This window comes from Bradyrhizobium sp. 604_D8_N2_3 (assembly GCF_051810765.1).
GTDB lineage: Bacteria > Pseudomonadota > Alphaproteobacteria > Rhizobiales > Xanthobacteraceae > Bradyrhizobium > Bradyrhizobium barranii.
Window position 1 is genome coordinate 9,119,540 of record NZ_JBPWPM010000001.1, and the last position, 19,963, is coordinate 9,139,502.

A 19,963-nucleotide genomic window follows, 5' to 3' on the forward strand; every position below is an offset into this window, starting at 1 on the left:
ATCTGCGATGTATCATCTCACCGCCCTCGTCACGCTGCTGGCGATCGCATTCTACATGTTCACCTGCATCAACGTCTCGCGCTCGCGCACCAAGACCGGTGTCAAGGTGCCGGCAATGTCAGGCCACCCGGATTTCGAGCGCGCCTTCCGCATCCAGGCGAACACGCTGGAATGGATGCCGGTCTTCCTGCCGGCGCTCTGGCTGTTCGCGATCTATATCGGCGACGCCATTGCAGCGGGAATCGGCGCGGTCTGGATCATCGGCCGCATCGTCTACTTCATCGGCTATTCGCAGGCGGCGGCAAAGCGCGGCCCGGGCTTTGCGATCCAGGGCATCGCAGCGATTGCGCTGTGGGCGGGGGCATTGGGGGCGGTGGTGTTGCGGATGGTGTGAGGCGGGGCATCACGCGCGCTCGCCTTCCGGGCGCGGTGCAGCGTGTAACGCTGCACCGGAACCCAATCTGGTCTCGCCCTATGGAGAAATGTGGGTCCCGGCTCTGCGCAGCAGCGTTTCACGCTGCAGCGCGTCCGGGACACGAGAGCCTTACTTCGTCAGCGGGCAGCCGCTGTCCTTGGCGGCGAAGAACGCCTTGTCGCCTGGGACGGTTGCGAGCAGCTTGTAATAGTCCCACGGCTTCTTCGACTCCGACGGCTTCTTGACCTCGAACAGATACATGTCGTGGACCATGCGGCCGTTCTCGAGCACCTTGCCGCCCTGCGCAAAGTCGTCGTCGACCGGCAGCTCCTTCAGCTTCTTGGCGACCGCGTCGGGGTCCTTGGTGCCGGCGGCCTTGACCGCCTTGAGATAGCTCAGCGTCGCCGAATAGGTGCCGGCCTGGATCATGTTCGGCATCCGGCTGGTGCGCTTGAAGAAGCGTTCGCCGAAATGGCGGGTGCGGTCGTTGAGGTCCCAGTAATAGCCCTCGGTCAGCACCAGGCCTTGCGCGGCCTGCAGACCGAGACCATTCACCTCGGCGAGCGTCATCAGGAGGCCGGCGAGCTTCTGGCCGCCGGAGACGATGCCGAACTCGGCCGCCTGCTTGATCGAGTTGGTGGTGTCGAGGCCGGCATTGGCGAGGCCGACGATCTTCGCCTTCGAGCTCTGCGCCTGGAGCAGGAAGGAGGAGAAGTCCGACGAGTTGAGCGGCACGCGGACCGAGCCGGCCACCTTGCCGCCATTGGCGGTGACGATCTCGCTGGTGTCCTTCTCCAGCGCATAGCCGAAGGCATAGTCGGCAGTGAGGAAGAACCAGGTGTCGCCGCCCGCTTTGGTCAGCGCGCCGCCGGTGCCGACGCCGAGCGCACGGGTGTCATAGGCCCAGTGGAAGCCGTAGGGCTGGCAGGCATCGCCGGTGAGGCGCGAGGTCGCGGCGCCGACGACGATGTCGATCTTCTTCTTTTCCTTGGAGAGCTCGTGGATCGCGAGCGCGACCGAGGAGGTCGTCAGCTCCGTGATCATGTCCACGTTCTCGACATCGTACCAGCGCCGCGCGATCGACGTGGCGAGATCCGGCTTGTTCTGGTGATCGGCGGTGACCATCTCGATCTTCTGACCAAGCACTTCACCGCCGAAATCCTCGATCGCCATCTTGGCGGCTTCGACCGAGTATTTGCCGCCGTAGTCGGCATAGACGCCGGACTGATCGTTGAGAATGCCGATCTTGACGCCTTGCGCGAAGGCCGGCGCAGCCAGCAACAGAGCAGACGTTGCGACAGCGGCCAAAAGTGCTGATTTCATATGTTGGCTCCCAGCAGTTTTCTGTTTTGAAATCGCGCGGATACTAGTGAAGAACCCCGCGCCTGCCCATCCATTTCATGTTGATCGTTAGTATGGGCGCCAGCTACAAAATTGGTGTCGCCCCGGACAAGCGCAGCGCAGATCCGGGGCCCATAACCACAGGGAGGAGTTTGGCGCGAGCTAGTGGTTGCCAGCCTTCGCCAAACTCCTCCCTGTGGTTATGGGTCCCCGCCTTCGCGGGGACGACATCGAGGATTTGGATAAGCCGGCGGCCACCACCAATATTACGAAGCCACCACCTCCGGCTTCTTCCCCTCGTTCCGCCCTTCCGCCAGGTTCCGCACCACCACATAGAAGATCGGGGTGAACAGCAGGCCGAACAGGGTGACGCCGATCATGCCGAAGAACACGGCAACGCCGACCGCCTGCCGCATCTCCGAGCCGGAGCCGGACGATATCACCAGCGGCAGCACGCCGAGGATGAAGGCGAAGGAGGTCATCAGGATCGGCCGCAGGCGCAGGCGGCAGGCGTCGATCACGGCCTCCAGCCGTGGCTTGCCTTCTTTCTCGATGTCGCGTGCGAACTCGACGATCAGGATCGCGTTCTTTGCAGCTAACCCCACCAGAACGACGAATCCGATCTGGGTGAGGATGTTGACGTCCTGCCCCATGATGCGCACGCCGATCGTGGCGGCCAACAGGCACATCGGCACGATCAGGATCACCGCGAATGGAAGCGTCCAGCTGCCATATTGCGCGGCGAGCACGAGATAGACGAACAGCACGCAGATCGGGAACACGAGCAGGCCCGCATTGCCGCCGGTGACCTGCTGATAGGACAGATCGGTCCATTCGAAGGTGAAGCCGCTGGGCAAGATGTCGTCCGCGAGCTTCTTGATGGTGTTGAGCGCGGTGGTCGAGCTGGTGCCCGGCGCCGGCTCGCCTTGGAGCTCGGACGCAGCATAGAGATTGTAGCGTGCGACGCGGTCGGGGCCGGAGACGTCCTTGAACTCGACCACGCTGCCGAGCATCACCATGTCGCCGGAGGCGTTGCGCGTGCGCAGGCGCGAGAGGTCGCTGGGCTCTTTTCGGAACGGGAAGTCGGCCTGCGCGGTGACGTGATAGGTGCGGCCGAACAGGTTGAAGTCGTTGACGTAGGTCGATCCGAAGTAGGTCTGGATCGTGTCGTTGATGCTGGCGATGGGCACGCCGAGCTTCTGCGCCTTGGTGCGGTCGATGTCGACGAAGAGCTGCGGCGTGTTGGCCGAGAACGGGGAGAAAACCGTGGGGCCGAGCAGCAACGGCGATTTGCGCGCCGCGGCGACAAGCTCGTCGGTGGCCGCGGCGAGCAGCTCAGGTCCTCGGCCCTGGCGGTCCTGGACGCGGATGGTGAAGCCGCCGCCGGTGCCGATGCCGGGCACGGCCGGCGGCGGAATCACGATGATGAAGGCGCCCTGGATTGCGGCCAGGCGCTTGCGCAGTTCGACCGTGATGGCGTTCGCAGACAATCCCTTCTTCATCCGCGCCTCGGGCTCGTCGAACACCGGGAACAGCGCCGCAGCATTGCCCGCCTGCGTGCGGGTGGCGCCCGAGAAGCCGGCGAAGGCGGCGACGCGGACGATGCCGGGCGTGTCCAGCGAGATCCGCTCGATCTCGCGCACGACTTCGGTGGTGCGCGCCAGCGACGCCGCGCCCGGCAATTGCACGGAGATGATGACGTAGCCGCGATCCTGCGCGGGAATGAAGCCCTGCGGCGTGGTCGCGATCAGCCAGCCGGCGCTGCCGATCAGCACGACATAGATCAGGATCATCACCACCGAATGGCGGATCACGAAATTGGCAAGGCCGGCATAACCATGCGAGAGCCGATCGAACACGCGGTTGAAGACGCCGGTGAACGCATTCCAGCCACGCGCGAGGAGATTCCAGGCGGCAGGCGGTCGCTTCTCTGCGTGCGGCGTGAGGATCATCGAAGCCAGCGCCGGCGACAGCGTCAGCGAGCAGAAGCAGGAGATCGCGGTCGCCACCGCAATGGTGACGGCGAATTGCTGGAAGAACTGCCCGGAGATGCCGCCAATGAATGCGGTCGGCACGAACACGGCGCAGAGCACCAGCGCGATCGAGACCAGCGCGCCGCCGACCTCCTCCATGGTCTTCAGCGCCGCATCGCGCCGACTTAAGCCGTGCTCGAGATGGCGCTCCACATTCTCCACCACCACGATGGCGTCGTCGACCACGATGCCAACCGCAAGCACGAGGCCGAACAAGGTGAGGTTGTTGATGGAGAAGCCGAGCGCCGCCATCACCGCGAAGGTGCCGACCAGCGAGACAGGGATCGCGATGATCGGAATGATCGCGGGCCGCCATCCTTGCAGGAACACCAGCACCACGATGACCACGAGCAGCATGGCCTCGTAGATGGTCTTGATCAGCTCGTGGACCGATTGCGCGATGAACTCGGTCGGGTTGTAGCCGATATTGTAGTCGAGGCCCTTCGGGAAGCTTTGCTTGAGCGTCGTCATCGTGTCGGAGATGTTTTTCGCCGTCGCGAGCGCGTTCGATCCCGGCCGCTGCGTCACCAGCATGGCGACCGCCGATTTGCGCAGCAGGAAGCTGTTGGTGGAGTAGGCGAGAGCACCGAGCTCGATGCGGGCGACGTCGCGCAGCCGCACCGTGCGGCCGTCGGAGCCGGCCTTGATCAGGATGTCCTCGAACTGCTTCTGGTCCTTGAGGCGCCCGGTGAAAACGAGGTTTGGCTGGAAGGCCCGGTCGGCGATCGGCGGTTCGGCGATCTGGCCGCCCGCGATCTGGACGTTCTGGGCACGGATCGCGGCCAGCACCTCGGTCGAGGTCAGGCCGAGATTGGCGATACGATCAGGGTCGAGCCAGAGCCGCATCGAATAGTCGCGTGCGCCGAAGATCTGGATATCGCCGACGCCGTCGATCCGCAGCAACTGGTCACGGACCTGGAGCAGCGCGTAATTGGAGATGTAGAGCTGGTCGAACGTATCGTCCGGCGACAGCATGAACACGACCATCAGGATGTCGGGCGAGTTCTTGCGCGTGACGACGCCGTTGCGCTGCACTTCGTCCGGCAGCTGCGGCTGTGCGATCGCGACGCGGTTCTGCACCAGCACCTGCGCCTTGTCGAGATCGGTGCCGAGCTTGAAGGTGACGGTGATCGTCAATTGCCCGTTCGAGGTCGCCTGGCTGTAGAGATACAGCATGTCCTCGACGCCGTTGATCTGCTGCTCGATCGGAGCTGCGACCGTGTCGGACACGGTCTGCGCCGAGGCGCCCGGATATTGCGTGGTGACGACGACCGTCGGCGGCACCACTTGCGGATATTCGGAGACCGGCAGCGTCGTATAGGCGAGCGCGCCGACGATCAGCAGCACGATCGACAGCACCATCGCCAGGATGGGCTGGTTGATGGAGAGACGGCCAAGGTTCATGACTTGTCACCGGACTTGGCCGGCGCTGGCGCGGGAGACGGAGCGACCTTGGCGCCGACGCGGGCGCGCTGGATGCCGTTGACGATGACGCGGTCCTCCGCCTTCAGCCCCTCGCGGATCACGCGCAGGCCCTCATCGAGCGGACCGAGCACCACGGGGCGCGCCTCGACGGTGTCGTCCGGCTTCACGACGAACACGATCTTGCGGGACTGGTCGGTCGCGACCGCGACGTCGGGAATCAGCAGCGCGTCATAGGGCGCGCTGCCGATCAGCCGGACGCGGCCGAACTGGCCCGGCAGGATCGAGAGATCGGTGTTCTTGATCACGGCGCGGCTGCGCAGCGTGCCAGTGGAAACATCGAGGCGGTTGTCGAGGAAGTTGATGGTGCCCTCATGCGACGGCTTGGTCTCGCCGGCGAGCGTCACCTGCACCGGGTTCGCGGTGTCGCGCGAGCTCGGGCGGCGGCCTTCGAACCACAGCTTGCTGTATTTGATGAAGGTTGCTTCATCCATGTCGAAATAGACGTAGATCGGGTCGAGCGCGACGATCGAGGTGAGCAGCGTCGAGGTGCCGGTATCGCTGCCTTGCACGAGATTGCCGGGGCTGACGAGATGGCGGCTGACGCGGCCGGTGAGCGGCGCGGTCACATGGGTGAACTCGATATTGAGCCGGGCGGCCTTCAGCGCACCTGCGGCCTGCGTCTCCGCGGCATGCGCCGCCTGCAGGGCCTGGCGGCGCTGGTCGACGGCCTGCTCGGAGACCGCGCTGGTCTGGACCAGGTTCAGACCACGGTCGAGCTCGCGCTTGGCAAGCTCCACCTTGGCACGCGCGTCGGACAACTGGCCGTCCGCCTGCTCGGCCACCGCCTCGAACGGGCGCGGGTCGATGACGTAGAGCAGGTCGCCCTGATGCACGATCGCGCCGTCCTGGAACTCGACGGAGTTGACGAAGCCGCCGACACGGGGGCGCACCTGCACCTCCTCGACCGCCTCGAAGCGGCCGGTGAACTCGTCCCAATCGGTGACGGTGCGCTTGACGGGCTGGGCGACGGTCACCGGCGGCGGCGGTGGGGCGGCGGCCTGCGAGGCCGGTTGTCCGCAACCAGTGAGAGCGAACGTCGCGGCGAGGAGCCCGGCAATTGCGCAAAGTCGAGGTAGGACGAAATCGTGCGTTTTGACAAAATGCTCGTTTCGGTCCGGTCCGCTCATCCCAAGTCCCTCGCACATTTGCCGCAGCAAAAGCAGCGTACTCGCCTACCCGCGGGCGACACAAGATGGGTTTCAATGATGAAATCTTCAAGACGAAAGCGCGCGCAACGCTTGGGAGGATGCCCTAGCCGGATGACGGGTTGACAGCGAGAGAGATGATGACAAGCGGCAGCTGATGCGCGTCGGCGGAAGGTCAGCAATCAAGACGCGGCGCTCGCCACCCTCCCCTGGAGGCGGAGGGTAAGAAAGTCGCCAGCGTCTTCGCACATGACGGACACCGTCCGCTCGGCTAGATTACTCCCAGAAAAACAAAGCCGAATTGTCCTGGGAGGACAGGCGTGCACCAGGGACGTGTCGTTTACGGCGCGATCGAGGAGGTCGTGTTCGGCCATCCCGCGGCCGAGGCCGTCGTTGCGCAGATGGACCGGCTGGGGACGCGCCGCGCCTTCCTGATGGTCTCCGGCACGCTGAACCGTCAGACCGACGAAATCGCGAAGATCAAACAGGCGCTCGGCGCGCGCTGCGCCGGCCTGTTCGACGCCATGCCGGCGCATACGCCGCGCGAGGCGGTGATCGCGGCGACCAATGCGGCGCGCGCAGTGAACGCCGACCTGATCGTCACCGTGGGCGGCGGCTCGATCACCGACGGCGCCAAGGCGGTGCAGCTCTGCCTTGCCAACGGCATCGACGACGTCGAGGGCATCGAGCGCATCCGCGTCCACAAGGGCGTCGCGCCCGAGATGACCGCCCCTAACGTGCGGCAGATCAGCGTGCCGACCACGATCGCCGGCGGCGAGTTCAGCGCGATCGCGGGCGTCACCGACCGCGCCACGCATGTGAAGCAGATGCTGCGGCATCCGCTCACGGTGCCGCGTGCGACCATTCTCGATCCCGCCATCACCGTGCGCACGCCGGAATGGCTGTTTCTCTCCACCGGCATCCGCGCCGTCGACCATTGCGTCGAGGCGATCTGCTCGCGCGAGACGCATCCTTATGCCGACGCGCAGTCGGTGAAGGGGCTGGCCATGCTCGCCGACGCGCTGCCGCGGGTGAAGGCCGACCCTGCCGACCTCGACGCCCGCATGGATGCGCAGATCGGCACCTGGCTGTCGATGGGCGCGCTCGCCGCCGGCGTGCCGATGGGTGCGAGCCACGGCATCGGCTATGTGCTGGGTGCGGCCTTCGACGTGCCGCACGGCTACACCTCCTGCATCATGCTGCCCGCGGTGATGCGCTGGAATGCGCGCGACAACGCCGAGCGCCAGATGATCGTCGCCGCCGCGATGGGTTTTCCCGGCCACAACGCCGGCGACGTGCTCGATGCCTTCATCCGCTCACTCGGCATGCCGCGCAGCCTCGCCGACGTCCGCGTCTCGCCTGAGCATTTCGACGCCATCGCCGAACAGGCGATGCGCACGAACTGGATCCCGCGCAACCCGCGCAAGATCGACGGCCCCGCCGACATTCGCGAAATCCTGCTTCTCGCCGCATAATTTCAAGCCGGAGGACTGATGTATCCAGGTCAGCATGCTCGTCTACGCCCGCTCCAGCCCGCATTCATCATGGCTGCAACCGGCGAGGCCGTCACCTATCGCGAGCTCGATGCGCGCAGCAACCGCCTGGCGCATCTGTTCCGCGAGCACGGCTTGAAGCGGCTCGACCATTATTCGATCTTCATGGAGAACAATTCGCGCTATCTCGAAGCATGCGGCGCGGGCGAGCGCTCCGGGCTGTACTACACCTGCATCAACTCGTTCCTGACGCCGGGCGAGCTCGCCTATCTCCTCGTCAACAGCCAGTCGAAAATCCTGATCACGTCCGTTGCGAAACTCGACATCGCCCGCGAGGCGATCAAGGCCTGTCCGGACATCAAGCTCTGCATCGTCGCCGACGGCCCCGGCGAGAGCGACCGCATCGTCGGCCTCGCCGAGGTGACCGCCGACCTGCCCGAGGCTCCGATCGCCGATGAATGGCTCGGCACCGCCATGCTCTATTCATCCGGCACGACCGGACGGCCGAAAGGCATCCTGCGCCCGCTGCCGGAGGAGCCGCCGAAGCACAATCTGCCGCTGTTCGATTTCCTGACAAAGCTTTGGCGCTACCGCGAGGGCATGGTCTATCTCTCGCCTGCCCCCCTCTATCACTCCGCGCCGCAAGCCGCGGTGAACCTCACGATCCGCATGGGCGGCACCGTGATCATCAAGGAGACGTTCGATCCCGAACGTTATCTCCAGCTCGTCCAGCAATGGGGCATCACCCACACCCAGCTGGTGCCGACGATGTTCTCGCGCATGCTGAAGCTGCCGGAGGAGGTGCGCGACCGCTACGACCTGTCGTCGCTGGAGATTGCGATCCACGCCGCAGCGCCCTGCCCGGCATTGGTCAAGGACGACATCATCAAATGGTGGGGGCCGATCATCCACGAATATTACGGCGCGACCGAAGGCCTCGGCTTCACCGCCTGCAACAGCGAGGAATGGCTTAGCCACCGCGGCACCGTCGGCAAGGTGCTGCTCGGCGACCTCCACATTCTCGACGAGAACATGAGGGCGTGCCCGACCGGCACGCCGGGCCAGGTCTGGTTCAAGACGGCATCGTCGTTCGAATATTTCAACGACCCCGAGAAGACCAGGGAGGCGCGCTCGGCCGACGGCAGCATGAGCACGGTCGGCGACGTCGGCTATGTCGACGAGGATCGTTTCCTCTATTTGACCGACCGCGCGACCTTCATGATCATCTCCGGCGGGGTGAACATCTATCCGCAGGAATGCGAGAACCTGCTCATCACCCATCCGAAGGTCGCCGATGCCGCGGTGTTCGGCGTGCCCAATCCCGATCTCGGCGAAGAGGTGAAGGCGGTGGTGCAGCCGATGCCCGGCATCGTGCCGGGCGAGGCGCTCGCCGAAGAACTGATCGCCTTCTGCGGCCAATCGCTGTCGCGGCAGAAGGTGCCGCGCTCGGTCGATTTCGAGAAGGAACTGCCGCGGCTGCCGACGGGCAAACTGTACAAGCGGCTGCTGCGGGACCGCTATTGGGGGAACAAGACGTCACGGATCGTGTGAGCCCCACTGTCGTCCCGGGGCGCGACGAAGTCGCGAACCCGGGACCCATAACCACCGGCGGGAGTCAACTCCGAGTCTTCATCAAACGACTTCCTGTGGTTATGGATCCCGGATCTGCGCTTCGCTTATCCGGGACGACGCCGCAGTTTGTTGAGACAGCTGCGCGCACAGGAACCATCCCTTCGCACCTGCACTCTCACATGAAGAGAGTGTGAACGCCTGCGGCCTTCCGTCATCCGAATTGTCGAGGCGGCGAGCGGCCTTGCCGGTTGCCTCGCTGCACGCGCGTCGCTATCGTCTGACAAACAGGCCGCAAAGGCCCAAAAGACTAATGTCCAGGGAGGATGAGCATGCGGAGCGTGTGGGCGCTCGCCGCAGTGGCGGCGCTATCTGTGCTGACGACCTCGACCACCGCGCTCGCCGGCGGGCCCAAACAGGGCGGAGTCCTGCGGATGTACCACCGCGACAGCCCCGGCAATGCCTCGATCCATGAAGGCGCGACCTATTCGCTCAATGTTCCCTTCATGCCTGTGTTCAACAACCTCGTCATCTACAAGCAGGACGAGGCGCAGAACAGGATGGACAACATCATTCCGGAACTCGCCGAGAGCTGGGCCTGGGTCAACGACAACAAGACGCTGACCTTCAAGCTGCGCCCGGGCGTGAAATGGCACGACGGCAAGCCGTTCACCTCCGCGGACGTCAAATGCACCTTCGACATGCTGATGGGCAAGTCGCAGCAGAAGTTCCGGCAGAATCCGCGCAAGACCTGGTACGAGCAGGTCAACGACGTCTCCACCAACGGCGACCTCGAGGTTTCCTTCAACTTGAAGCGGCCGCAGCCGTCGCTGCTGGCCCTGCTCGCCTCGGGCTACACGCCGGTCTATCCCTGTCACGTCTCGCCCGGCGACATGCGCACGCACCCGATCGGCACCGGCCCGTTCAAATTCGTCGAGTTCAAGGCCAATGAATCGATCAAGCTGACCCGCAATCCCGACTATTGGCGCGAGGGGCGGCCCTATCTCGACGGCATCGAGTTCACCATCATCCCGAACCGTTCGACCGCGATCCTCGCCTTCGTCGCCGGCAAGTTCGACATGGCGTTCCCGACCGAAGTGAGCATTCCGCTGCTGAAGGACGTCAAATCGCAGGCGCCGAAAGCGGTCTGCGTGGTCGAGCCCAACAATGTCGCCACCAACATCATCGTCAATTCCTCCGCGCCGCCGTTCGACAATATCGACATCCGCCGCGCCATGGCGCTGTCGCTCGACCGCAAGGCCTTCATCTCGATCATGTTCGAGGGCCAGGGCGATGTCGGCGGCACCATGCTGCCGCCGCCGAACGGACTGTGGGGCATGCCGAAGGAGATGCTCGAGAGCATTCCCGGCTACGGCCCCGATGTGAACGCCAACCGCGAGGAAGCCAGGAAGCTGATGCAGAAGGCCGGCTACGGGCCGGACAAGCATCTCGCCGTCAAGGTCTCGACCCGCAACATCCCGGTCTATCGCGATCCCGCGGTGATCCTGATCGACCAGCTCAAGAGCATCTATATCGACGGCGAGCTCGACGTGGTCGAGACCGCGAACTGGTTCCCGAAGATCGCACGCAAGGACTACATGCTCGGGCTCAATTTGACCGGCAACGCCGTCGACGATCCCGACCAGTCGTTCTACGAGAACTATTCCTGCGGCTCCGAGCGCAACTACACCAATTACTGCAACAAGGAGATCGAGAAGCTGTTCGACGTGCAGTCGCAGGAGACCGACGTCAACAAGCGCAAGAAGCTGGTGTGGGACATCGACAAGAAGCTGCAGGAGGACGTCGCCCGCCCGATCATCTTCCACGCGCGCACCGGCTCCTGCTGGCAGCCCTATGTCAAGGGCGTAACGGTGATGTCGAACAGCTCCTATAATGGGTATCGCTACGAGGACGTCTGGATGGACAAGTAGCGCAGGCGGCTGGCGGTTTCGACAGGAGGCGATGCATGTTTGCCTATCTGGTGCGGCGCCTGTTCCTGATGCTCGTGACCCTGTTCGGGATCTCGGTCGTCATCTTCTTCCTGCTGCGCGTCGTGCCCGGCAACATCGTCGACATCCTGTTTGCCGCGGCCGGCTACGTCGATCCCGCCGACAGGGCCAATCTGGAGAAGGAGCTCGGCATCGACCAGCCGCTGGTCGTGCAGTACTGGCACTGGATCAGCGGCTTTCTGCGCGGCGATTTCGGCTACTCCTATGTCTCGGAGAAGCCTGCGCTTCAGGAGATCCTGCCGCGGATCCCGATCACCGCGCGGCTCGCCGGGCTGGCGCTGTTGTTCTCGGCCTCGATCGGCATTCCGCTCGGTGTCATCAGCGCGGTGAAGCAGGGGACGCGGCTCGATTACGCGTTGCGCGTCGTCAGCCTCAGCGGCTTGTCGCTGCCCTCGTTCTGGCTCGGCCTGCTGATCCTCACGGCGTCGGTGGCGATGTTCAACCAGATGCCGATCTTCAATCCCAATCCGCAGACCTGGCTCGAGGCGTTCGCGACCTACGCCGTGCCGGCGGCCGCCGTCGGCTTCCGCAGCGCCGCGCTGACCATGCGCATCACGCGATCCTCGATGCTGGAGGTGCTGCGGCAGGACTATATCCGCACCGCGCGCGCCAAGGGCGCCTCCGACGCCGCCGTCAACTATAAGCATGCGCTGAAGAACGCGATCCTGCCCGTCATCACCGTGATCGGCATCGAGGCAGCGTTCCTGATCGGCGGCCTGATCGTGACCGAGACCGTGTTCAACATCCCCGGCGTCGCGCGCTTCCTGGTCGAAGCGATCCGCTGGCGCGACTACCCGATCGTGCAGAACCTCGTGATGCTGATTGCGGTCGTGGTGGTCAGCGCGAACTTCATCGTCGACATGCTCTACGCGGTGTTCGATCCGCGTATCCGGTATACGGATTAGGAGATCAGCTTGGCCGCGATTGACTATGATCTCGAACTGAGGCGGGCCGGCGCGTATGCGACCGGTGGCTGGCGGCGCGTGCTGTATTTGGCGCAGCGGCATGTGCTGGGCGCGGCCGGGCTGATCATCATGACGCTGTTCGTGCTCACGGCGATCTTTGCCGATTTCATCGCGCGCTACGATCCCCTGACCATCGACGCCGCCCGTGCGCTGGCGCGCCCGAGCCTGGCGCACTGGATGGGCACGGATTCCTTCGGCCGTGACGTGTTCAGCCGCATCATCCACGGTGCACGAATCTCACTCGCCGTCGGTATCGGCTCGACGGCACTTGGCGGCACGATCGGCGTCATCGTCGGGCTGACCTCCGGCTATCTCTCCGGCTGGGTCGATCTGGTGTTCCAGCGTGTCTCCGACATTCTTCAAGCGCTTCCGCTGCTGGTCCTGGCGTTGATCATGACCGCCGCACTCGGTCCGTCCCTGCCGAACGTCATCATCGCCATCGCCATTCCGCTGATCCCGACCGTGTCGCGCGTCATTCGCGCCAACACGCTGGCGCTGCGCGAGCTGCCCTTTATCGAAGCCGCCAAGTCGATCGGCATGAGCGAGGTGCGGATCGCGCTGCGCCACGTGCTGCCGAACACGCTGGCGCCGCTGATCGTGCTCGCGACCGCGCAGCTCGGCTCGACCATCCTCACCGAAGCCTCGCTCTCCTTCCTCGGCCTCGGCATTCCCGAGCCCTATCCGTCATGGGGTCGGATGCTCTCGGAATCCGCCGCCGAATATGTCCGCACCGCACCGTGGCTGGTGATCTTCCCCGGCATCGCGATCAGCCTCGCCGTGTTCGGCGCCAATCTGTTCGGCGACGCCCTGCGCGACATCCTCGATCCCCGGCAGCGCGGCTGATGGCAGAAAAATCCGATCTCGTGCTCGATGTGAAGAACCTGAAGACGGTGTTCTTCACCAATTCCGGCCTGTTCAAAGCCGTCGACGACGTCTCGTTCACCGTGAAACGTGGCGAGACGCTCGCGATCGTCGGCGAATCCGGCTGCGGCAAGAGCGTCACCGCGCTGTCGCTGATGCGGCTGGTGCCCGATCCGCCCGGCCGCATCGTCGGCGGGTCGGTCTCGCTCGAAGGCACCGAGCTGCTGGCGCTGGATGAATCCGAGATGCGCGCCGTCAGGGGCAATCGCATCTCCATGATCTTCCAGGAGCCGATGACCTCGCTCAATCCGGTGATGCGGATCGGTGACCAGATCGTCGAGGCGGTGCGGCTGCACCGGGCGATGCCGGCCAGAGAAGCGCGCGACATCGCGGTCGAGATGCTGCGGCTGGTCCGCATTCCCGAACCGGCGCGGCGCGCGCGGGAGTATCCGCATCAGCTTTCCGGCGGCATGCGCCAGCGCGCGATGATCGCGATGGCGCTGGCCTGCCGTCCGGCGCTGCTGATCGCGGACGAGCCGACCACCGCGCTCGACGTCACCATCCAGGCACAGATCCTGGCGCTGATCCTCGACCTTCAGAAGGAGCTCGGCACCGGCCTCGTGCTGATCACGCATGATCTCGGCGTCGTCGCGCAGACCGCGCAGCGGGTGATCGTGATGTATGCGGGGAAGAAGGTGGAGGAGGCAACGGTGGAAGCGCTGTTCGCCGATCCCAAGCACCCCTACACCCGCGGGCTGATGGCCTCGATCCCGGCCGTGCCGGCGTCAGGTGTTCCGGTGCAGGCGCGGCTCAACGAAATTCCCGGCACCGTGCCGTCGCTGGTGCGGCTGCCGAAAGGCTGCGCCTTCGCGCCGCGCTGCAAGCTCGCGATCAAGCGTTGCGAGGCCGAATATCCGCCGCTGGAGGACTGGGGCGGCGGCCATCTCGCGGCGTGCTGGCGCGCGGCCGAAGTGGCGGAGGTGGCATGACCGAAGCGCTGCTCGAAGTCACCGATCTCAAGAAGCACTACGCGGTGCGCGCCGGCGTGTTGCGGCGGCAGGTCGGCACCGTGCATGCGGTCGACGGCGTCTCGTTCTCGGTTCATACCGGCGAGACGCTCGGCCTGGTCGGTGAATCCGGCTGCGGCAAGTCGACGGTGGCGCGCAGCGTGCTGCGGCTGGTCGAGCCGACCTCGGGTCAGATCCGCCTTGATGGAGAGGACATCACCCGTCTCTCCAAGACCGCGCTGCGGCCGCATCGCCGCTCAATGCAGATCGTGTTTCAAGATCCCTTTGCTTCGCTCAATCCGCGCATGACCGCCGGCGACATCGTCGGCGAGCCGCTCGCCGTGCATGGGCTCGCAAGCGGCAAGGAGCTGGAAGCGCGTACCGCAAGACTGTTCGAGCAGGTGGGCCTGCGGCCTGATCAGATGCGCAACTTCCCGCATCAATTCTCCGGCGGCCAGCGCCAGCGCATCTGCATCGCACGCGCGCTGGCACTGGGGCCGCGCCTGATCGTCTGCGACGAACCGGTCTCCGCGCTCGACGTCTCGATCCAGGCGCAGGTGATCAATCTCCTGATCGACCTGCAGAAGCAGCACGGCTTCTCCTATCTCTTCATCGCGCATGACCTCGCCGTGGTCGCCCATATCAGCCATCGCGTCGCCGTGATGTATCTCGGCCGCATCGTCGAGATCGCCGACAAGGACGAGCTGTTCCGCAATCCCCGCCATCCCTATACGCAAGCCCTGCTCGCGTCAGTGCCGGTTGCGAACCCGTTTGCCAAGAAGCTCGCGCCGCTGGTCGACGGCGACGTGCCGAGCCCGGTCAATCCGCCGCCGGGCTGCGCGTTTCACACCCGCTGCCGGTTTGCGATCGGGCGGTGCAGGACGGAGCGGCCGGCGCTGGTGGACGCGGGCGGCGGACATCAGGTGGCGTGTCTGCTCAACGAGGGGACCGGACGGAGCCAGTAGGCCGCAAAGCCCGGATCACCGGCCAGGCCGCCAGCGCGGCGGCCAGATGCTTGAGCGTGTGGCCCGAGACAATGTGGCCTGTCGCTTCAAATATGGTCACGTCACCCAGCTCGAAAAGCTTGGCCAGCGCGTAAAAGAAGATCACGCCGCCCAGAGACACGCCAAGCGCACCGGGCCGGGGCCGTGTCAACGCCAGTCCCACGGCCAACGCCATGCCGCCGAACTGCACGACCACCCATGGCGTGAGATTCTCGCGTGCCACCCAGGCCGCGAGCAGGCCCGCAACCGTCACCAGCACCACCACCGCCTGACCGGCACGCACGCTGATGCGCTCGCTGGCCGCGATGCCCAGAAAGCCCGCGAACGCCACCGCCATACCGAGACGATCGGCCACCAGCCGCTGCGGCGCGTCGGGATCCAGATGATAGATGCACGATCCTAGGCAAGTGAGGATCAGACCCACGAAGAGGCAACCTGCACCCGCGGGCGCATCAGGGTGGGCACGCAGGCGCAGCAAGCCCCAAGCGCCCATCGCCAGGAAGGCAAGATTGCTCAGCACGTCGCCGGCGTTGGGCACGCCCAGCCAGGTGCGGGTGTCGACGAAATGCGGGATGTGCCAGGCGGAGGCGGGCATCGCGGGTGCGAGGAGCGCCACGAGCGTCAGGACGAAGAGTGCGCCGATCAGATATTTTTCGCGAACTTGCGGCGGGGCGAACGAGAACCGGCGGGACACTGACGGCAGCAGGGCATCGGTCTCTCGGGCGTGGTGATTTGCGCGCAACATGCAGGCCTCCACATGATTTGACATCGCTCAATATTAGTAGCCCTAAATTGAACAATGTTCAATAAAAATCTTGAGCGAGATCAAACAGGCAATATCATATTGGAATTATTTGGATTTATTGGGACGCCCGCGTGCAGCCACGGCGGCGAGTCGCGTTTGAGACGGCATCTCTCCCCATCGTCATTGCGAGCGCAGCGAAGCAATCCAGAGTGCTTCTGCGGATGCAGACTGGATTGCTTCGCTTCGCTCGCAATGACGGAGAGAGGCTACCCCGCCGCAATCTCCGCGACGATCCTGCCCGTCGTGACCTGCTCGCCTTCGGCGACGTCGATCGCGGCGACCACGCCGTCGATGCCGGCCTTGTGGACGTGCTCCATCTTCATTGCTTCCAGGGTCATCACCGCTTGACCGGCGGTGACGCGGTCGCCGGGCTTGACCAGCACGGCGACGACGCGGCCGTTCATGGCGGCGCGGACTTTGCCATCGCCGCCGTTGGTTGCGGCCGCCTTCGGTGCGGCGAGGGTGAGGTCGGTGACCGCAAGCGGGATGCCGCGATGCTGGAGGTAGAGCCGGTCGCCGTCGCGCAGGAATTTTGCGCTGTCCATCACGCCGTCGTGGCGGAAGCGGATGGCGTCGGGATCGAGCTGGTCGATCTCGAACTTGTCCTGACGGCCGTCGGCGGCGACGATGTAGCCGCCACTGCGCTCACGCGTGACTTCGAGCTCGTGGGTGTGGCTGGCGATCTCGACTTTCGCCGTTAACGGAAATGTTGCCGCCAGGCTCCGGCCACCTTGCCATGACGGCGCGCGCGGATTGGTGACATAGAGCAGCAGGCCCGCCAGCGCCGTATCGAATGCAGCATTCGCCGGCGGCGCCAACAGTTCGGCGCGATGTGCGCCGATGAAGGCTGTCGTCGCCTCGCCCCTGGCAAATCCGGGATGGCGCAGGCAGGACATCAGAAATGCTTGGTTGGTGGTCACGCCAAACGCAGTGAGTTGCTCCAGGCCGACGATCAGCCGCCCCCTCGCCTCCTCGCGTGTCGCGCCATGGCTGATCACCTTTGCGATCATGGAATCGTAGAACGGCGGGATCTCCGCGCCCGATTGCAGCGCGTGCTCGACGCGGATGCTGTCAGGCACCTGCCAGCGCGCCATGCGGCCGGACTGCGGCATGAAATCCTGCGCGGCATCTTCCGAGCACAGCCGCACCTCGATGGCATGGCCCGAGAATCGGATGTCCTGCTGCTTCACCGGCAGAGGCTCGCCACGCGCGACACGCAGCTGCAGCTCGACGAGATCGAGCCCGGTGATCGCCTCGGTGACGGGATGCTCGACCTGGAGGCGCGTGTTCATCTCCATGAAGTAGAATTCGCCGCTGGCGTCGAGCAGGAACTCCAGCGTGCCGGCGCCCTCGTAACGCAATGCCCTCACCGCGGCGACAGCGACCTCGCCCATTTTCGCGCGCAGCTCCGGCGTGACCGCCGGCGATGGTGCCTCCTCGATCAGCTTTTGATGTCGCCGCTGCACCGAGCAGTCGCGCTCGCCGAGATGGATGGCGTTGCCGTGGCTGTCGCCGAACACCTGGATCTCGATGTGTCGGGGATTCTGGATGGCACGTTCGAGGATGACCGTGGGATCTCCGAACGCGGCCTTCGCCTCCGACCGCGCACTGCGCAGCGCATCGGGGAAGGATGCGGCATCGGTAACGAGCCGCATGCCGCGTCCGCCGCCGCCCGCAACCGCCTTGATCATCACGGGGAAGCCAATCTTCCTGGCTTCCGCGAGCATGACCTCGTCGGTTTGGTCGGCGCCCTGATAGCCGGGCACGCAGGGCACGCCGGCCTTCTTCATGATCTCCTTGGCGCCGGCCTTGTTACCCATGGCCTCGATCGCCTGCGGCGAGGGACCGATGAAGACGAGGCCCGCATCCTTGCACGCTTGTGCAAACTCCTCGTTCTCGGCGAGGAAGCCATAGCCGGGATGCACGGCATCCGCGCCGCTCGCCTTGGCCGCGGCGATGATCGCGGGAATGTTGAGATAGGATTGCGCCGGCAGGGCTTCGCCGATGCGCACGGCCTGGTCGGCCTGCCGTACATGGAGCGCATCGCGATCGGCATCCGAATAGACCGCAACGACGCCGAGGCCGAGCTGCCGCGCACTGCGCATCACGCGCAGCGCGATCTCGCCGCGATTGGCAACCAAAACCCTGAAGAACGGCCGGTGCTGCACTGATCCGTTCCTCATGGGCGGGCCACCGAGAATTGCATGCGCTGAGGGGTGCGCGCATCGCCCTCGCGGCAGATCGCGAGCACCTCGGACAGCACCGCACGGGTGTCGCGCGGATCGATCACGCCGTCGTCGAGCACGCGCGCGCTGGTCGAGAACACGTCCATCTGGCCGTCGAACGCGCCGATGATCTGCGCCTTCATCGCGTCGAGCTTTTCTTTCTCGACCGGCTTGCCGCGCCGTGCTGCGGCGGCCTCGGTCACGATCGCCATGGTCTCGGCGGCCTGCTCGCCGCCCATCACTGCTGTCTTGGCGTTTGGCCAGGAGAAGCAGAAGCGCGGATGGAAGCCGCGGCCACACATGCCGTAATTGCCGGCGCCGAACGAGGCGCCGCAGTAGATGGTGATCTGCGGCACCGTCGCCGAGGTCACCGCCTGGATCATCTTGGAGCCGTGCTTGATCATGCCGGCTTCTTCATAGGCCTTGCCCACCATGTAGCCGGTGGTGTTGTTGAGATAGAGGATCGGCGTGCGGGTCTGGCAGCAGGCCTGGATGAAATGCGTCGCCTTGTTGGCGCCGGCGGGATCGAGCGGGCCGTTGTTGGTGATGATGCCGATCGCCTGGCCTTCGATGCGGGCGTGACCGCAGACGGTGGCGGGGCCGTAATTGGGCGCCATCTCGGTGAAGTCGGAATCGTCGACGATACGCGCGATCACCTGCTTCATGTCGACGGTGCGCTTGTGGTCCATCGGCATGATACCGAGCAGCTCGTCCTGGTCGTAGCGCGGCGGTTTGAACTGTGAAACCGCTCGGCCCGGCCGCTCCCATTCCAGCGCCGCCATGATCTCGCGCGCGATGCGCAGCGCATCGCGGTCGTCCTCCGCGAGATAATCGCCGAGGCCGGAGACCTGCGTGTGCATCTCGGCACCGCCAAGCTCTTCCTCGGTCGCGATCTCGCCTGTCGCGGCCTTCAGCAGCGGCGGCCCGGCAAGGAAGGCGCGGGTGCGGCCGCGGACCATGACGATGTAATCGGACAGGCCGGTCTGGTAGGCGCCGCCCGCGGTGGACGAGCCGTGCGTGACGGTGACGACCGGCAGCCCCGCCGCCGAGAGCCGCGCGAGATTGCGAAAGATGTTGCCGCCACGGACAAAGTCCTCGACGCGGTAGCGCAGCAGATTGGCCCCGGCGCTTTCGACGAGCTGGACGTAGGGCAGCTTGTTCTCCAGCGCGAGCTCCTGCACCCGCAGCGTCTTGTCGAGGCCGTAAGGCTGGAGCGCACCGGCATCGATGCCGGCGTCATTGGCGCTGACCATGCAGCGGACGCCGGAGACGAAGCCGATGCCGGCGATGACGCCGCCGCCGGGCACGCTCTTGTTCGCATCTGATACGTCGAACATGTAACCGGCGAGCGTCGACAGCTCGATGAAGGGCGCGCCGGGATCGAGCACCAGCGCGACGCGTTCGCGCGGCAGCAGCTGGCCGCGCTTGTGGAAGCGATCCTTTGCCGCCGCCGACGCCTCACGCGTGCGCTCTTCCAGCGCGCGCATGCGGTCGATCAGCGCGAGCATGCCGTCGCGATTGGCGTGGTAGCTGGCGCTGCCGGGAGAAATAGTGTTGTCGAGAATGGACATAACTCTATCCTGCTCGTCACTGCGAGGAGCGAAGC

14 protein-coding genes are annotated in these 19,963 nt (G+C 65.1%); 8 read left to right on the plus strand and 6 right to left on the minus strand.

Going from position 1 to position 19,963, the window contains the following annotated elements; all coding sequences use genetic code 11:
• The first annotated feature begins 7 nt into the window (after nt 1-7).
• Nucleotides 8-394, plus strand: coding sequence for an MAPEG family protein (locus AB7245_RS43845; protein WP_085403999.1), 387 nt, complete (start codon nt 8-10; stop codon nt 392-394).
• Between the two features lie 150 nt (nt 395-544).
• Here AB7245_RS43845 and AB7245_RS43850 read toward each other — a convergent pair whose 3' ends face one another.
• The 3 genes from AB7245_RS43850 to AB7245_RS43860 form a co-directional block, all read right to left on the minus strand.
• Nucleotides 545-1,738: an ABC transporter substrate-binding protein gene (locus tag AB7245_RS43850; protein ID WP_063979973.1), complete on the minus strand. Its 1,194-nt coding sequence runs from the start codon at nt 1,736-1,738 to the stop codon at nt 545-547.
• A gap of 284 nt (nt 1,739-2,022) precedes the next feature.
• Entirely contained in the window at nt 2,023-5,193 is a 3,171-nt protein-coding gene (locus AB7245_RS43855) for an efflux RND transporter permease subunit (RefSeq protein WP_085404000.1), read from the minus strand.
• Nucleotides 5,190-6,401, minus strand: a complete 1,212-nt coding sequence (locus AB7245_RS43860) for an efflux RND transporter periplasmic adaptor subunit (protein WP_085404001.1) — start codon at nt 6,399-6,401, stop codon at nt 5,190-5,192. The genes AB7245_RS43855 and AB7245_RS43860 overlap by 4 nt, the downstream gene beginning before the upstream one ends.
• A 338-nt stretch (nt 6,402-6,739) precedes the next feature.
• Here AB7245_RS43860 and AB7245_RS43865 point away from each other — a divergent pair, with 338 nt between their 5' ends.
• The 7 genes from AB7245_RS43865 to AB7245_RS43895 all read left to right on the plus strand — a co-directional run bounded on the left by AB7245_RS43865 (nt 6,740) and on the right by AB7245_RS43895 (nt 15,288).
• Nucleotides 6,740-7,894 carry an iron-containing alcohol dehydrogenase gene (locus AB7245_RS43865; protein WP_085404002.1) on the plus strand — a complete coding sequence of 385 codons (1,155 nt, stop codon included), beginning with the start codon at nt 6,740-6,742 and terminating at the stop codon, nt 7,892-7,894.
• Nucleotides 7,895-7,912: 18 nt separating this feature from the next.
• The gene (locus AB7245_RS43870; protein ID WP_071909070.1) at nt 7,913-9,463 is read left to right on the plus strand and encodes an AMP-binding protein; all 1,551 of its coding nucleotides are present in this window, start codon (nt 7,913-7,915) and stop codon (nt 9,461-9,463) included.
• 350 nt (nt 9,464-9,813) lie between these two features.
• Entirely contained in the window at nt 9,814-11,412 is a 1,599-nt protein-coding gene (locus AB7245_RS43875) for an ABC transporter substrate-binding protein (protein WP_085404088.1), read from the plus strand.
• A gap of 35 nt (nt 11,413-11,447) precedes the next feature.
• Nucleotides 11,448-12,395 (plus strand): ABC transporter permease, encoded by a 948-nt coding sequence (locus AB7245_RS43880; protein ID WP_071909068.1) that lies wholly within the window; start codon nt 11,448-11,450, stop codon nt 12,393-12,395.
• 9 nt (nt 12,396-12,404) lie between these two features.
• On the plus strand, nt 12,405-13,298 hold the full coding sequence (locus AB7245_RS43885) for an ABC transporter permease (RefSeq protein WP_071909067.1): 894 nt from the start codon (nt 12,405-12,407) through the stop codon (nt 13,296-13,298).
• Nucleotides 13,298-14,305, plus strand: coding sequence for an ABC transporter ATP-binding protein (locus AB7245_RS43890; RefSeq protein WP_135215586.1), 1,008 nt, complete (start codon nt 13,298-13,300; stop codon nt 14,303-14,305). Before AB7245_RS43885 ends, AB7245_RS43890 begins: the two co-directional genes overlap by 1 nt.
• Nucleotides 14,302-15,288 carry an ABC transporter ATP-binding protein gene (locus AB7245_RS43895; RefSeq protein WP_085404089.1) on the plus strand — a complete coding sequence of 329 codons (987 nt, stop codon included), beginning with the start codon at nt 14,302-14,304 and terminating at the stop codon, nt 15,286-15,288. The genes AB7245_RS43890 and AB7245_RS43895 overlap by 4 nt, the downstream gene beginning before the upstream one ends.
• Here AB7245_RS43895 and AB7245_RS43900 read toward each other — a convergent pair.
• The 3 genes from AB7245_RS43900 to AB7245_RS43910 form a co-directional block, all read right to left on the minus strand.
• Nucleotides 15,260-16,072: a hypothetical protein gene (locus tag AB7245_RS43900; RefSeq protein ID WP_085404090.1), complete on the minus strand. Its 813-nt coding sequence runs from the start codon at nt 16,070-16,072 to the stop codon at nt 15,260-15,262. The two genes, AB7245_RS43895 and AB7245_RS43900, sit on opposite strands and share 29 nt — an antisense overlap.
• A 266-nt stretch (nt 16,073-16,338) precedes the next feature.
• On the minus strand, nt 16,339-18,315 hold the full coding sequence (locus tag AB7245_RS43905) for an acetyl/propionyl/methylcrotonyl-CoA carboxylase subunit alpha (protein ID WP_085404004.1): 1,977 nt from the start codon (nt 18,313-18,315) through the stop codon (nt 16,339-16,341).
• Nucleotides 18,312-19,928: an acyl-CoA carboxylase subunit beta gene (locus tag AB7245_RS43910; protein ID WP_439035680.1), complete on the minus strand. Its 1,617-nt coding sequence runs from the start codon at nt 19,926-19,928 to the stop codon at nt 18,312-18,314. Before AB7245_RS43910 ends, AB7245_RS43905 begins: the two co-directional genes overlap by 4 nt.
• Nucleotides 19,929-19,963 lie beyond the last annotated feature (35 nt).